A 14,744-nucleotide genomic window follows, 5' to 3' on the forward strand; every position below is an offset into this window, starting at 1 on the left:
TTCCCCATGTTCTACAGCCACGTGATCGACGACGCGCTCGAAAGCAAGGTCGGCAAGCATGGATTGCATCGCGCCGCGCTCGACCGCGAACTCGCGAACGCCAGCAAGGCGCTCGACAAGTTCCGGCAGTGGAAGGCCGACGGCACGCTGCCGCTGCTCAGCCTGCCGGGCACGCGCGACGATCTTGCTCTGCTGAAGCCGCATGCCGAGCGCTTCGCGAAGTTCGAGCATGTGATCGTGCTCGGCACTGGCGGGTCGAGCCTCGGTGGCCAGACGCTGGTCGCCCTCAAGGACCAGGGATTCGGGCCCCAGAACGGGCGGCCGAAACTGTGGTTCATGGACAATGTCGATCCCTCGACCTTCACCGAACTGGCGGCTCGCCTGCCGCTCGCCCGCACGGGTCTGATCGTGATTTCCAAGTCCGGCACCACGGCCGAGACGCTGACCCAGTTCCTGACCCTGCTGCCGGAGTTCGAGGCCAAGGTGGGCAAGGACAAGCTCGCCGAGCATGTCATCGCCATCACCGAGCCGAGCGACAATGCGCTCAGCCGCCTGGCCGGGCGCATCGGCTGCCCGATCCTCGATCACGATCCCAAGGTGGGCGGGCGCTTCTCCGTGCTGTCGCTGGTCGGCCTGCTGCCGGCCATGATCGCCGGCCTCGACGTCGGCGCGGTGCGCGAGGGCGCGGCCAGCGTGCTCGATCCGGTCCTGGAGGCCAGCGACGCCGGCGATCTGCCGCCGGCCGTCGGCGCGGCGCTGTCGATCGGGCTCGCCAAGGAACGCGGCATCGGCACCACGGTGCTGATGCCCTATTGCGACCGGCTGGGCTATTTCGGCTTCTGGTATCGCCAGCTCTGGGCCGAGAGCCTGGGCAAGGGCGGCCACGGCACCACGCCGGTGCGCGCCATGGGCACCGTCGACCAGCACAGTCAGCTCCAGCTCTATCTCGGCGGCCCGGCGGACAAGATGTTCACCGTGCTGATCCTCGACACCGCCGGCAAGGGCAAGCCGATCGCGCCAGCCGCATTGGGCGGCGACAAGTCGCTGGCCTATCTAGAGAATCATTCTCTGGGCGACCTTCTGCTGGCCGAAGCCGAAGCCACCGCCGCGACGCTCGTCAAGAACGGCCGGCCGACGCGCGTCATGCGCATCACCACACTCGACGAAAGGGTGATGGGCGCGCTGATGATGCACTACATGCTGGAGACGATGTTTGCCGCCCATTTGCTGGGGGTCGACGCCTTCGACCAGCCGGCGGTCGAGGAGGGCAAGATCCTGACCCGCCAGTATCTCGCCGCCCGCGTATCTTCCACAGGCCATCGGCCCTAAAATGACGGCGCCATGAGCGCCATCCGTACCCTTCGTCGTCTGCCTTCGACGCTCGTCAACCGCATCGCCGCCGGCGAGGTGGTCGAGCGTCCGGCCAGCGCCGTGAAGGAGCTGGTCGAGAACGCGCTCGATGCCGGCGCGCGGCGCATCGCGGTCACCCTGAAGGAGGGCGGTCGCACATTCCTCTCGGTGGTCGACGACGGTGTCGGCATGTCGGCCGACGAGCTGCGGCTCGCGGTCGAGCGGCACTGTACCTCCAAGCTGCCGGATGACGACCTGACCGATATCCGCACGCTCGGCTTCCGTGGCGAGGCGCTGCCCTCGATCGCCTCGGTCAGCCGCTTCACGATCACCTCGCGGCCTGCCGGTGCCGATACGGCCTGGAGTCTCGAGATCGACGGTGGCACCAAGGGCGAGCCGCGTCCGGCTGCGCATCCGCAGGGCACGAGGGTGGAAGTCCGCGAGCTGTTCTTCGCGACGCCGGCGCGGCTCAAGTTCCTGAAGGAATCGCGTACCGAATCGAGCCATGTCGCCGATGCGATGCGCCGGCTGGCCATGGCCCATCCCGAGGTCGCCTTCCGGCTGGAGAGCGAAGAGCGGGCGCTGATCGACCTCGCCGCCGCCAACGGCTCGCTGCTGTCGGGCGATGCAGCGCGGCTGGAGCGGCTGGCCGCCATCATGGGCCGCGAGTTCGCGGAAAATGCCGTGGCGATCGACGCCAACCGCGAGGGCTTCCGGCTCACCGGCTTCGCGGGCCTGCCGACGCTCAACCGGCCGACCAGCCAGCACCAGTATCTCTTCGTCAACGGCCGCCCGGTGCGCGACAAGCTGCTGGCTGGCGCGGTGCGCGGCGCCTACCAGGATTTTCTGGCGCGCGACCGTCATCCCATGGTGGCGCTGTTCCTCGAAGCGCCGACCGAGATGGTCGACGTCAACGTCCACCCGGCCAAGACCGAGGTCCGCTTCCGCGATGCCGGCATCGTACGCGGCATGATCGTGGGTGCGCTGCGTACGGCGCTGTCGGCGGCGGGCCATCGCGCCAGTACGACCGTGTCCGATGCCGCACTCGGCGCCTTCCGCCCGCATACGGGCTTCTCCACGCCCTTGCCTATGGGCGGAGGAAGTGGTGGCGGGTACGGCGGCGGCTATTCGTCGGTGCCGCGTGGCCTCGCGGAGGCGGCGATGCAGTTCATGGCGCCGCTCGATGGACTGTCGGCGCGGGTCGAGGAGCAGCCTGCGAACATCGCGCCCGGCAACTATCCGCTGGGCGTGGCGCGCGCGCAGCTCCACGAAACCTACATCGTCGCCCAGACCGACCGGGGCGTGGTGATCGTTGACCAGCATGCCGCGCACGAGAGGCTGGTCCATGAGCGGCTGAAGAACCAGCTCGAGGCCGAGGGCGTGAAGCGGCAGGCGCTGCTGCTGCCGGAGGTCGTCGAGATCGGCGAGGACGGCGCACGCCGCCTCACCCAACGCGCCGCCGAGCTGGCCGACATGGGCCTGGTGCTGGAGCCGTTTGGCCTGGGCGCCGTCATGGTGCGCGAGACGCCGGCCGTGCTGGGCGAACTCGACATTCAGGGACTGGTGCGCGACCTGGCCGACGAGCTTTCCGAGATGGGCGATCACCTGTCGCTCAAGGAGAAGGTCGAGGAAGTCTGCGGCACGCTTGCCTGCCACACCTCGGTGCGGGCCGGCCGGCGGCTGACCGTCGAGGAAATGAATGCACTGCTGCGACAGATGGAGGCGACACCGCACTCCGGCCAGTGCAATCATGGCCGCCCGACCTATGTCGAACTCAAACTGGCCGACATCGAGCGGCTGTTCGGAAGACGATGAAGAAGTTTCTCGCGTTGCTCCTGATCGCCTGTGCCGCCGCTTCGGGCGCCTCGGCCCAGACGCGTGCACCGGCGCCTTCCACTGCCCCGCCGCCCGGTGTGACGCCGACCCCCGCGCCGGCCTCGCCGCTCGACGGCACGTGGCGCGGCACCAGCGATGGCGGCTCCTGCAATGCGCCGCTCGACTACCTGCTCACCATCGAATCGGGCTTCGTCGACGGCTCGGCCTACGACACCACGGCGCGCGGGCCGGTGCCAAATCCCAACAAGTCGGCGCCGCCGCCGCCCGGCCCCGGCCTGTGGCAGGTCCACGGCGTGGCCAAGGTGGGCGCGCCGTTCAATCTCCTGAGCCTCGCCTCGGTGAAGGGCCCCGAACACCGCCGTATTCAGCTCACCGCTCGTGGTGACGCCTCCGGCCTGATCGTCACCGAGAACGGCGGCTGCCGACGGACGGCGCGCCTCTCCCGTTAGCGGCGCGATCGAATGCCCGCGATCATCGTGCGTGACGCCGCGCCGGCCGACCGCTCCGCCTGGGGCGGGATGTGGGCTGCCAATTACACTTACCACGGCGCAACGATGGGCGAAGCCGAGGTCGACGAGTTGTGGCGCCGGGTCCTGCATCCCGACCATCCCGTCTGTGCGCTGGTCTCTGCCGCAGCGGACGATCGGGACCTGCTCGGCTTTGCGCACTACGTGGTGCACCCCCACACGTTCACCAGCCGCACGGTCTGCTATCTCGAGGACCTATGGGTCGAACCCGCCGCGCGCGGCACCGGGGTCGGGCGCCGGCTCATCGAAGCACTCGTCGATCGCGGCCGTGCGCTTGGCTGGCGACGGCTCTATTGGCACACCGAGACCGACAACGAAGCCGCGCGCCGCCTCTACGACCGGGTGGCCAAGCTGACGGACTACGTTCGCTACGACGTGGATCTGCCGTGAGGCTGGAGTCTCAGCCCAGAAGCATGCGCGCGTCGACGATGGTGTAGCCGTCGGCGTTCACGATCACCGGGTTGAGATCGATCTCGCTGATCTCCGGATGCGCCAGCGCCAGGCGCGACACGTCGAGGAGCAGGGAGACGAGCTTCTCGCGATCGACCGGGGCGCTGCCGCGGACGCCGTCGAGCAGGGCCTTGCCGCGGATCTCTTCCAGCATCAGGCCGGCCTCGCGCCGGTCGACCGGCAGGGTGCGGAAGACCACGTCCTTCAGCACTTCGACGAAGACGCCGCCCATGCCGAACATCAGCACCCGTCCGAATTGCGGGTCGCTGGTCACGCCGATGATCACTTCGACGCCCTTGGCGGCCATCGGCGCGACGAGTACGCCGGCAATGTCGGCGGACGGCACGGTCTTGCCGATATGGGCGCGGAGCGCCGCGCTCTGGGCCTCGATCTCCGCCGTGCCGGCGATGCCGAGCTTCACGCCGCCGACGTCGGATTTGTGCAGGATGTCCTTCGACACGATCTTCAGCGCCACCGGCGCCGCGGCGAGCGCGGCCGGCAAGGTCTTCACGTCATCGGTTGCGCGCAGCAGGGCGAAGGGCGGCACCGTGATTCCCTCGGACGCCAGCAGTTCGAGCGCTTCCGGCTCGAGCAGGCTCTGGCGGCCCTCGACGCGGGCGGCGGCCACCAGCCGGGCCGATGCTTGGCTGGCGTGCGGCGCGGCCGTGGCCGGCTTCGTCTCGCGGGCTGCGATGGCGATGCGATGGAATTCCTCGGCGCCGGCGAGGCACGCCGCGGCGATCTCGATCGAGCGCACGACCGTGATGTCGGCGGCGCGCAGGATGTCGATCGCCTCGGTCTGGAACTCGGCATAGTGGCACTGCACGATCACCGGCTTGCCGGCCTCTTTGGCGAAGGCCGCGAGCTTGACGGCGGCCTCGTTCTCGGCCTCGGCGAGCGGTGTGCCGTAGCGAACCTGATAGCCACCGAAATAGCCCACGATCAGCAGCGCATCGACGGCGGGATCGGCCAGGATGGCCTCGCCGCAGGCCGGCATGTAGCGCGGATGCGGATCGGTGCCGCCCCCTGCATCGACCGGGTTGTTGAGCTGCGTGGCGTTGGGCGTGATCTTCTTGAGGCGCGCCTCGGTTTCGGCGGACAGGACGGGCAGGTCGAGGCCGCGCTCGGCCAGTGCATCGACGGCCTGCGAGATCGGGCCGCCGCCTTCCGACAGGATGGCGACGCGGCGGGTCGGCCGGCCGGCGGTGCGCGAGACCATGTCGGCGACCGCGAACATCTCGTCGGAGCGTTCGACTAGGATGGCGCCGGCCTGGCGCAGCGCCGCGCGCGCGACGGCGTAGTTGCCGGCCAGCGAGCCGGAATGCGAGCGTGCCGCGCCCTCGCCCTTATCGGTGCGGCCGGCCTTGTAGAGGACGACCGGCTTGCGCGCGGAGACGTCGCGCAAAGCTTCGAGGAAGGCCGGGCCGTCCTTGAAGCCCTCGACATAGACGATGACCGCGCCGGTGTTGGGATCGTCGCCGTAGAAGCGGAGATATTCGTGGAAGCGGATATCGCCCTCGTTGCCGACGCCCACGAAGGTGGTGAAGCCGGCATGGCCGTTCTTGTGGCTCTGCGCCAGCAAGGCGATGGCGACGTTGCCCGACTGGCAGAGCGCGCCCAGCTTGCCGGCATAGACGCCGGGCCAGCCGACCAGGTTGCAGCCGGTATAGGCGTCGAAGATGCCGGCGGTGTTCGGACCGATCACGCGCACGGTACCTTCGCGGGCGGCCTCCATGCTGCGGGCTTCGAGCGCCGCGCCGTCCGGCCCGGCTTCGCTGAAGCCACCGGCCAGCACCAGGGCCGCGCGCACGCCGCGCTCGCCGCACAGGCGGATCACGTCGGGCAGGGCGGCGGCCGGCGTGCAGACCAGCGCGAGATCGATCTCGCCCGGCGCGGAAGCCAGGTCGGGGTAGCAGGCGAGGCCCAGGATTTCGCTTTCCTTGGGATTGATCGGCAGGATGCGGCCCTTGTAGCCGTCGCCCAGCAGGGTCTTGATTGCGCGGTGTCCGCGCTTCACGGGATCGCGCGAGGCGCCGATGACCGCGACCGAGCGCGGCTTCAGGAAGTCCATCGAGGAGGTCATGGTCTCTGGCTCAGGTCATGGTCTTGGTGAAGCGCACGGTCTGCGCCTGGGCATCGGCATCGGTGCGCACGTTCACGAGCGCCGTCCGGCCGGCCTTGACCGCGGCCGCCGCGCGCTCGAGAGCGGGGCGGATATCCTCGGGCTTCTCGACATATTCGCCGACGCAGCCCAGCGATTCCGCCAGCTCGTGGAAGCGCGTGTAGCCGAGGTCGCGGCCGGGTTTCATGCGCTTGGGATCGGCCGTCCAGCCGCCATTGAGGCTGATGACGACCAGCACCGGCAGCTTGTGGCGGACAGCGGTGTCGAGTTCCATGCCATTCAGCCCAAACGATCCGTCGCCATGCAGCACCATCACGAAGGCGTCCGGCTTGGCGGCCTTGGCGCCCAGCCCGAACGGCAGGCCCACGCCCATCGTGCCGAAGGTGCCGGAGTTGAGGCGATGCCCGAAGACGTGGGTGGGAATCGTCTGGCGTCCGAAGTTCAGGATCTCCTGCCCGTCGACCGAAAGGATCGCGTCGCGCGGCAGGAAATCTCGGATCTCCTTGCACAGGCGCAACGGATGGATCGGCGTCTGGTCGGTCGAGATCTGCGCCTCGAACTTGGCCGCCTTGTCGGTCTCGATGGCTGCGAGCCGCTCCCGCCAGGCACCGTAGCGCTTGGCCGCTACGCGCTCGCCGGCCGCCGCGGTCATCTGCTCCAGAACGGTGCGCGCATCGCCCACGATCCCGATCTCGACCTGCGACGTCGAGGCGATTTCGGCCGCGTCGATGTCGATGCGGATCAGCCGGGCATTCTTGGCGAAACGCGGCGCCTGGCCGTGACCGAACACATAGTTCAGCCGCGTGCCGACCACGAGGACCACGTCGGCCTCGCGCAGCGCCGTCGAGCGGGCGTTGGGGAAGGTGTGCGGTCCGTCCTCCGGCACGACGCCGCGTCCCTGCGGCGTGGTGTAGAGCGGCATGCCGGTCTGTTCGACCCAGCGCGCCAGGGCCGCGGCCGCGTCGGACCACAGCACGCCACTGCCTGAGATGGCGACGGGCCGTTCGGCCTTGGACAGCAGGTCCAGCGCCTTCTCGATCGCGGCGGGATCGCCCGCCGGCCGGGCGCGCAGGGCTTCGGCCGGTTCGGTCGGCCACACCACCGTTGCCTCGTCGATCTCGGCGTAGAGTACGTCACTGGGGCAATCGAGATAGACCGGGCCCGGCTTGCCCGCGAGGGCCTGGCGGAAAGCGAGGTTCACCATCTCGGGGATGCGCCGCGCCTCGAGGATGCGGTCGGCCCACTTGGTCAGCGGCTTCATCGCGGCGAGCTGATCGAATTCCTGGAAGGCGCCGCGGCCGAACTCGCCGATCGGGCTCGCTCCGCCCAGCGCCACCACCGGCACGCAATCCATCAGCGCGTTGGCGAGGCCGGTGCCGAAGTTCAGCGTGCCAGGGCCGGAGCAGGCCATGCAGACGCCGGGGCGGTTGCGCAGGCGCGCATAGGCATGGGCCATCATGGCCGCGGCCTGCTCGTGGCGCACGTCGATCCCGCGGATGCCGAGATCGATCGCAGCCTTCTCGGCCGACGACATGGGCGCGCCCATGATGAAGAAGAACGTGTCGACACCTTGCTGCTGGAGCGCGCGCGCCAGCAGTTCATAGCCCATCACAGTCACGGCGTTACCTCTGCTTTTCTTGCTGTCTCTTGGCGATGCAAACGTCCGGGCAAACGTCCGGCGCGTCCTATTCCACGGGAATCTTCGCGTCGGTGATCAGCGTGTGAAAGTCCTTCACCTCGCTGGCGATGAAGCTCGAGAACTGCGCAGGCGTGGAAACCTTCACCTGGAGCCCGAGGTCGGTCAGCCTCTTCGTCACGTCCGGAAGGGCGATCACCTTGTGGATCGCGCCATTCAGCCGGTCGACCATCGGCTGCGGCGTGCCGGCGGGGGCGGCAACGCCCAGCCAGCCACGTGAGATGACGCCCGTGACGGTTTCCTGCACGGTCGGCACGTCGGGCAATTGCGCGGAGCGCTCCTCGGTCGTCACCGCGATGGCGCGAAGCTGGCCTGACCGGACATAGGACATCGAGCTCGGGATGGTCTCGAACATCAGCTGGATGCGGCCGCCGACCAGATCGGCCATGGCCGGTCCGCCGCCCTTGTAGGGAACATGGACCATGTCGACGCCGGTGCGGCTCTTGAACAGCTCGCCGGCGAGATGCTGGGAGGCGCCGATGCCGGAGGAGCCGAAATTCAGCTTGCCGGGGTTGGCCTTGGCATAGGCGATCAGTTCGGGAACCGTCTTCACCGGCAGCGAGGGATGGACCATCAGGACGTTGGGCTGGATCGCGACCAGCGAAACCGGCGCGAAGTCCTTCAGCGGGTCGTAGCCGATGGTGCGGTACAGGCTGACATTCACCGCCAGGTTCGAGCTGGCCATCAGCAGCGTGTAGCCGTCGGGTTTGGCGTGGGCGACGGCTTCGAAGCCGATATTGCCGCCGGCCCCGGCGCGGTTCTCGACGACGATCGACTGTTTCAGCTCCTCCCCCAGCGCCTGGGCCAGGATGCGGCCGACGATGTCGACGCTGCCGCCGGGCGCGAACGGGATCACGAGCTTGATTGGTTTGTCGGGATAGGGCTGCGCCCCGGCTCCGAGTCCCGTCAGAAGCACCATGAGAAAGGTGCCGATGGCGCCGAGTACCTTGCCCATTCGCCGTGCCTCCGAACCGTCCTGAATTCGAAGGCAACGCTAGGAGTGGGCCTTTCTCATATCAATAAGCTTCTGATAAGAGCAATTGATGCGAGTTCCGCATATATATTTTACAAGTTTGTGAAGCATATGAAGCGTCCGCCTTCCCCGATCCCCAATCTCTCTGTCCGGCAGCTGCGGGCCGTGGCGGCGGTCGCGCGCTATTCGAGTTTCATCGCCGCCGCCGCCGAGCTGGAGCTGTCGCAGCCCGGCCTCTCGCGCATGATCCGGTCGGCGGAGGAGGAGTTGGGAACCTCGCTGTTCGAACGCACGACCCGGCACGTCACTCTGACGAGTGCGGGCGTGGAGTTCGTGCCGCTGGCGGAACGCATCCTTCACGACCTCGAACTCAGTTCGGGCGTCCTGCGCGAACTCAAGCAACAGGCGCGCGGCCATCTCGCCATCTCCTGTCCGATGGCCTTCGCGACCAACATGCTCGCGGAGCTGATCATCAAGTACAAGCGCTCGCGGCCCAATGTCGTCGTGAACGTCCACGAGGGCATCCAGAACAGTTCGATCGGTCTGGTCCGCTCGGGGCATGTCGATTTCGGCATCGGCGCGCCCACCGAACCGCACGACGACCTGGTGATCGAGGAGCTGTGCAAGACCACCTATCACGCGGTCTTCCACAAGGATCATCGCTTCGCCGCGCGCGACCGGCTTCACCTTTCCGATCTTCGCGGCGAAGCGCTGGTCTCGATGCCGCCCGCTTCGAACATGCGACGGATCATGGACGGTGCGGCGGCAAAGGCAGGCTTCCGCCTCGACTATACGATCACCCTCAATACCTACAGCGCGCTCGCCCAGTTCGTCCGCCGCAAGATGGGCGTGACCATTCTCGTGAACACGTCGCTGCCCAACGATCCCTTGCTGCGCTCGCTACCCATCGACCCGCGGGAATTTCATGGCACGCTGGCGCTGATGCGGCTGAAGGGGCGACCCATGTCGGAGGCGGCGCTGGGTTTTCAGGAGGTCATCCGGGCGCACTTCTCCAGGTTCGCCGCCGCGGAGAAGGCGCGGCCGCGCCCCCGCAGAGGTTAACGGCCCGGCGCCATCAGCCCCAACCGCTCGCGCCTGAGCCAGCGGACGAGCAGCAGGATCGCCACGACGGTGAGGCCGGTGGCGAGGCCGATCCACAGGCCGAAGCCGGCCAGCCCGCCCTGGAAGGCAAGCGCCACGCCCAGCAGCAGTCCGATGCCCCAGTAGCCGATGCCGGCGTAGACCATGGGCACGCGCGTATCGTGCAGGCCGCGCAGCATGCCGGCCGCCACCGCCTGGCCGCCATCCGCCACCTGGAAGAGCGCGGCGACCATCAGGAAGCTCACTGCCAGGTCGATCACGGGCAGATTGGCCGGCGTGTCGAGATCGAGGAAAAGCCCGACGAGGGTGCGTGGGACGAGGACCATCGCCAGCGCCGTCAGCGCCATGAAGCCGACGCCCATCGCGTACGCCGTCCAGCCGGCGCGTCGGATGCCCTCCTTGTCATGCGCGCCGAAGGCGCGGCCGACCCGCACGGTCGCGGCCTGGGCGAGCCCGAGCGGCACCATGAAGGAGAGCGAGGCCAGCTGCATGGCGATCGAGTGGGCCGCCAGCGCCTCGGCGCCGATCAGGCCCATCAGGAACGTGGCGCCGTTGAAGACGGCGACCTCGAACACCAGGGTCGCGCCGATCGGCAGGCCGAGATGCCACAGCTCGCGGAATCGCGGCCAGTCGGCACGCCAGAAGCGGCCGAACAGGTGATAGCGACGGAACTTGCGGTCGGTGAGGATGACGGCCGCGAGCAGCACGAACATCAGCGTGTCGGCGAAGGTGGTCGCATAGCCGGCGCCGACCAGCCCGAGCTTGGGAAAGCCGAGATGGCCGAAGATCAGGCACCATGCTGCCGCGGCATTGACGATCACGCCGACCACGCCCGCGGCGAGCGCCCACAGGGGCCGCTCCAGCGCCGAGACGAACGAGCGCAGCACGAGGAAGAGGAAGAACGGCAGGAGCGACCATTGCAGGGCGCGCACATACTGGGCCGCGGCCTTGGCGAGCGCGGGCTCCTGTCCCATCGCCAGCAGGATCGCCTCGCTCTGCCACAGCACGATCCAGATCGGCACCGTCGCGCCGGCCGCCATCCACATGCCCTGACGCACCGTGCGGCGCACGTCGCGCACCGAATGGCGCTTGCGCCCGAGTTCGCGCGCGATCATCGGCGCGGTCGCCGTCGTGAGGCCGAGGCCGAAGATCATGGTCGCGAAATAGAGGTTGGCGCCCAGCGCGCCGGCGGCCAGCGCATCGGGGCCGAGCCAGCCCATCATTACCACGTCGGTCGCGGTCATCAGGGTCTGTGCGACATTGGTCAGGATGAGCGGCCAGGCGAGCCCGAGCGTCGCGCGGGCTTCCTCCGCCCACGTCATCCGGCCCGCCGCCGCGGTCTGCGCTTCCTCTTTCATGCCGGCGCTTATAGCCGGCACCCTGTTACGATCACAGGTCGCAGGTGATCCGGTGCTCGCTGCCGTCGAGGAGGCGGAAGAAGGCGTCCTGCGGCTTCTCCAGCACGAACATGGCGCGGGCATCCAGCCCGAGATGAAGCCCGCGCATCACCGCGCCGCTGACGCCGTGGCTCACCACGACGGTGCGCGTATCGGCAGCGGCGATCTCCGCCAGCATGGTCTCGCAGCGCAGGCGAAGATCGGCATGGGTCTCGCCGCCCGGCGGGCAGTAGCCGTGCGGATCGGCGCGCCAGTCGGCGAGTGCCGTTGGATGATCGATCTCGATCTCGGCCCACGAGAAGCCTTCCCACGTGCCGTAGGAGAGTTCCGCCAGCCTGATATCCTCGTGCCAGTCGGCGGCGGAAAGCCCCAGCTCCTGGCCGATGATCTCCGAGGTCTCGCGCGTGCGCCCCAGCGGACTGCGCAGGAAGATCGTCGGGCTGGGCGCGCGCTCGAGTTCGCGCCGGAGCGTGCGGCCCATCGCCAGCGCCTGGACTCGGCCACGCGCGGTCAGGTCGGAGTTCTTGCTGCCCTGCATGCGGCGTTCGGTGTTCCAGGCGGTCTCGCCGTGCCGCAGCATGTAGAGAGGCGCGGTGAGCTTCATGCCGTCCGTTTGAGGATCACGATCTTCGCCGCGCCGTAGCGGCGCTCGTCGATCGCCTCGAAGCCGTGAGGCGGTGCGATATCCTCGTTGTACGCCAGTTCGACGGTGACGACCGCGCCCGGTGCCATCCAGCCGGCGTTGGCCAGCGCCGTGATCGCCGCCACCGCCTCGCCCGAACGATAGGGCGGATCGAGGAAGACGAGGTCGCACGGCTCGCGTGCGGGCGGCGGTCGCGTCGCATCGGCGCGCACGACCTTGGCCGCGCCGGTCTCGCCGAGCTTGCGCAGGTTATCGCCGATCGACTTGATCGCGGCGGCATCCTTGTCGAGGAAGGTAACGTGGGCCGCGCCGCGCGACAGGGCCTCGAGGCCCAGCGCGCCGGAACCGGCATAGGCATCGAGCACGCGCGCGTCGATCAGCGGCGAGGTGCCGCCGTCCTCGTCCTCGCGCCAGTTCGCATGCATCAGGATGTTGAACAGCGCCTCGCGCGCGCGGTTGGAGGTGGGGCGCGTGGCCTCGCCAACCGGTGTTTCGAGCATGCGGCCGCGATGCTTGCCGCCGATGATACGGATCATCAGTGCCTCCGGCGCTTGGCGTGGGGCGGCGCGGGCTTCGGTTTGGGCTTGGCCCAGCCTTCCTTGCGCGGCGGACGCTTCACGCCCAGCAGGTTCTCGAGCGCCTGCGGCGGGATCTCGTCGACATGGCCGCGTTCGACCTCGCCGAGATGGAACGGCCCGAAGGCCACGCGGATCAGGCGCACCACCGGCAGGTCGAGATGGGCCAGCACGCGGCGGACTTCGCGGTTCTTGCCCTCGGCCAGCGCGATGTCGATCCAGGCATTGGAGCGCTGCTGGCGGTCGAGGCTCGCCTGGATGGGACCGTAGCGCACGCCCTCGATGGTGATGCCGTTGGCCAGTTCCGCGAGCTTCGCCTCGTCGACGGCGCCATGCACGCGGGCGCGATAGCGGCGCGTCCAGCCATTGGCCGGCAGTTCGAGCTGGCGCGCCAGCCCGCCATCGTTGGTCAGCAGCAGCAGCCCTTCCGAGAAGTAGTCGAGGCGGCCGATCGTGACGACCCTCGGCATGCCCTTGGGCAGCGAGTCGAAGATGGTGCGGCGTCCCTCGGGATCGCGGGCCGTCACCATCTCGCTCGGCGGCTTGTGATAGCGCCACATGCGCGCCCGGTCGGCGGTGGGCAACGGCTTGCCGTCGACCTCGATGACGCTCTTGTCGGTGACGACGCAGGCCGGCGTCTCCAGTACCTTGCCGTCGACCTTGACCCGGCCTTCCTCGATCCAGCGTTCGGCATCGCGGCGCGAGCACAGGCCCGCGCGCGCCAGGCGCTTGGCGATGCGCTCGCCTTCCTTGACAGGTTGTTCGTTCACTTTGTGCCCGCCGCTCCCAGGAAGGCGCGGAACAATTTCGCGTCGCCTTCGGAGATCAAGAATTCAGGATGCCACTGCACGCCAATGCAGAAACGGTAGGCGGGGGCCTCGATGCCCTCGATCACGCCGTCCGGCGCCGTGGCGTTCACCACGATACCTTGCGGCGAATCGGCGGCGGCCTGGTGATGGGCGCTATTCACCTGCAGCTCCTCGGCGCCGACGATGCCGTGGAGCTGCGTGCCCCTGGCCACCTTCACGACGTGGCCGGGCTCGTCGCGCGGGTTGGGCTGCTCGTGCGCCAGCGCATCTTCGATGGCGTCGGGAATGTGCTGGATCAGCTTGCCGCCCAGCACGACGTGCAGCAGCTGCTGGCCGCCGCAGATGCCCAGCACGGGCTTGTTCTGGGCGAGTGCGCCCTTGGTCACGCCGAACTCGAAGGCGGTGCGGCGGTCCTTGGTGACCACCGTCGAATGCTTCGCGCCGCCGCCGTAGTAGGACGGGTCGACGTCGAAGGCGCCGCCGGTCACCACCAGCGCGTCGATGCGCTCCAGATAGTCGGCGACCCGGTCGGGCTCGTGCGGCAGCGCAATGGCCAGACCACCCGCCGCGTCGATCGCGTCGAGGTAGTTCTGGCGCAGCGCATACCAGGGAAACTTGGAGTATCCGCCTGGCTTTTCAGCATCCAGGGTGACTCCGATCAGGGGACGGGGCATGTGCGCCAAGATACGCGCGCGCGCCGCCGCGCGCTATAGTGGGGCCGCGATGCCCGAACCCGCCAAGTCGACGCCCATGGACAGAGCCCTCGCCGCCGCCCGCGCGGCCGGCGCGCGCGGCGAGGTGCCGATCGGCTGCGTGATCTTAGGCCCTGACGGCGCTGTGTTGGCCGAGGCCGGCAACCGCACCGAGGAGCTGAAGGACCCGACCGCCCATGCCGAATTGCTGGCGATCCGCGCTGCCGCGACCGTGCTCGGGTCGCCGCGCCTGGTCGGGTGCGACCTCTACGTGACGCTGGAACCGTGTCCCATGTGCGCCCAGGCGATTTCCTTCGCGCGCTTGCGGCGGGTCTACTGGGGTGCCGCCGATCCCAAGGGCGGCGGCATCGAGCAGGGCCCGCGCATCTTCGACCAGCCGACCTGCCACCACCGCCCCGAGCTCTATCCGGGCGTCGGCGAACGCGACGCGGGCGAGCTGCTGCGCTCGTTCTTCAAAGAGCGGCGCTAGCGTGCGTTCGACGTACGAAAATCGCAATGGAGCGCGCCACTCCAGTGGCGCAATCATGGATCTTGAGCGCCACTGGAGTGGCG

14 protein-coding genes are annotated in these 14,744 nt (G+C 68.6%); 6 read left to right on the forward strand and 8 right to left on the reverse strand.

Annotated features, from left to right (window positions below):
* The first annotated feature begins 6 nt into the window (after positions 1 to 6).
* From ACQY78_RS20325 to ACQY78_RS20340, 4 genes are read left to right on the forward strand one after another with little or no spacing between them, the layout of a single operon-like run.
* A complete protein-coding gene (locus ACQY78_RS20325; RefSeq protein WP_428678052.1) occupies positions 7 to 1,329 on the forward strand; it encodes a glucose-6-phosphate isomerase in 1,323 nt (440 codons plus the stop codon).
* Between the two features lie 12 nt (positions 1,330 to 1,341).
* Positions 1,342 to 3,165: a DNA mismatch repair endonuclease MutL gene (mutL, locus tag ACQY78_RS20330; RefSeq protein ID WP_428678054.1), complete on the forward strand. Its 1,824-nt coding sequence runs from the start codon at positions 1,342 to 1,344 to the stop codon at positions 3,163 to 3,165.
* Positions 3,162 to 3,635, forward strand: coding sequence for a hypothetical protein (locus ACQY78_RS20335; RefSeq protein WP_428678056.1), 474 nt, complete (start codon positions 3,162 to 3,164; stop codon positions 3,633 to 3,635). Before mutL ends, ACQY78_RS20335 begins: the two co-directional genes overlap by 4 nt.
* A 12-nt stretch (positions 3,636 to 3,647) precedes the next feature.
* The gene (locus ACQY78_RS20340) at positions 3,648 to 4,103 is read left to right on the forward strand and encodes an N-acetyltransferase family protein (RefSeq protein ID WP_428678058.1); all 456 of its coding nucleotides are present in this window, start codon (positions 3,648 to 3,650) and stop codon (positions 4,101 to 4,103) included.
* Positions 4,104 to 4,113: 10 nt separating this feature from the next.
* On the opposite strand, the gene ACQY78_RS20345 is transcribed toward ACQY78_RS20340, so the two are convergent.
* The 3 genes from ACQY78_RS20345 to ACQY78_RS20355 form a co-directional block, all read right to left on the reverse strand.
* Positions 4,114 to 6,246 (reverse strand): acetate--CoA ligase family protein, encoded by a 2,133-nt coding sequence (locus ACQY78_RS20345; protein WP_428678060.1) that lies wholly within the window; start codon positions 6,244 to 6,246, stop codon positions 4,114 to 4,116.
* Between the two features lie 10 nt (positions 6,247 to 6,256).
* Positions 6,257 to 7,894, reverse strand: coding sequence for a thiamine pyrophosphate-binding protein (locus tag ACQY78_RS20350; RefSeq protein ID WP_428686447.1), 1,638 nt, complete (start codon positions 7,892 to 7,894; stop codon positions 6,257 to 6,259).
* A 76-nt stretch (positions 7,895 to 7,970) separates the two neighbouring features.
* On the reverse strand, positions 7,971 to 8,936 hold the full coding sequence (locus tag ACQY78_RS20355) for a Bug family tripartite tricarboxylate transporter substrate binding protein (RefSeq protein WP_428678062.1): 966 nt from the start codon (positions 8,934 to 8,936) through the stop codon (positions 7,971 to 7,973).
* A gap of 129 nt (positions 8,937 to 9,065) precedes the next feature.
* Here ACQY78_RS20355 and ACQY78_RS20360 point away from each other — a divergent pair, with 129 nt between their 5' ends.
* On the forward strand, positions 9,066 to 10,016 hold the full coding sequence (locus ACQY78_RS20360; protein WP_428678064.1) for a LysR family transcriptional regulator: 951 nt from the start codon (positions 9,066 to 9,068) through the stop codon (positions 10,014 to 10,016).
* On the opposite strand, the gene ACQY78_RS20365 is transcribed toward ACQY78_RS20360, so the two are convergent.
* The 5 genes from ACQY78_RS20365 to ACQY78_RS20385 are packed head-to-tail and all read right to left on the reverse strand — an operon-like array spanning position 10,013 to position 14,153.
* On the reverse strand, positions 10,013 to 11,413 hold the full coding sequence (locus ACQY78_RS20365; RefSeq protein ID WP_428678066.1) for an MATE family efflux transporter: 1,401 nt from the start codon (positions 11,411 to 11,413) through the stop codon (positions 10,013 to 10,015). The two genes, ACQY78_RS20360 and ACQY78_RS20365, sit on opposite strands and share 4 nt — an antisense overlap.
* A gap of 31 nt (positions 11,414 to 11,444) precedes the next feature.
* A complete protein-coding gene (locus tag ACQY78_RS20370) occupies positions 11,445 to 12,056 on the reverse strand; it encodes a histidine phosphatase family protein (protein ID WP_428678068.1) in 612 nt (203 codons plus the stop codon).
* Positions 12,053 to 12,631 (reverse strand): 16S rRNA (guanine(966)-N(2))-methyltransferase RsmD, encoded by a 579-nt coding sequence (gene rsmD / locus ACQY78_RS20375; protein WP_428678070.1) that lies wholly within the window; start codon positions 12,629 to 12,631, stop codon positions 12,053 to 12,055. The genes ACQY78_RS20370 and rsmD overlap by 4 nt, the downstream gene beginning before the upstream one ends.
* On the reverse strand, positions 12,631 to 13,440 hold the full coding sequence (locus ACQY78_RS20380) for a pseudouridine synthase (protein WP_428678072.1): 810 nt from the start codon (positions 13,438 to 13,440) through the stop codon (positions 12,631 to 12,633). The genes rsmD and ACQY78_RS20380 overlap by 1 nt, the downstream gene beginning before the upstream one ends.
* On the reverse strand, positions 13,437 to 14,153 hold the full coding sequence (locus ACQY78_RS20385) for a gamma-glutamyl-gamma-aminobutyrate hydrolase family protein (protein ID WP_428678074.1): 717 nt from the start codon (positions 14,151 to 14,153) through the stop codon (positions 13,437 to 13,439). Before ACQY78_RS20385 ends, ACQY78_RS20380 begins: the two co-directional genes overlap by 4 nt.
* Before the next feature lie 76 nt (positions 14,154 to 14,229).
* Between ACQY78_RS20385 and ACQY78_RS20390 the strand changes: the two genes are divergently transcribed.
* Positions 14,230 to 14,661 carry a nucleoside deaminase gene (locus ACQY78_RS20390; RefSeq protein WP_428686448.1) on the forward strand — a complete coding sequence of 144 codons (432 nt, stop codon included), beginning with the start codon at positions 14,230 to 14,232 and terminating at the stop codon, positions 14,659 to 14,661.
* Positions 14,662 to 14,744: the final 83 nt, after the last annotated feature.

Origin of the sequence: Reyranella sp. (assembly GCF_965279625.1) — a bacterium.
GTDB lineage: Bacteria > Pseudomonadota > Alphaproteobacteria > Reyranellales > Reyranellaceae > Reyranella.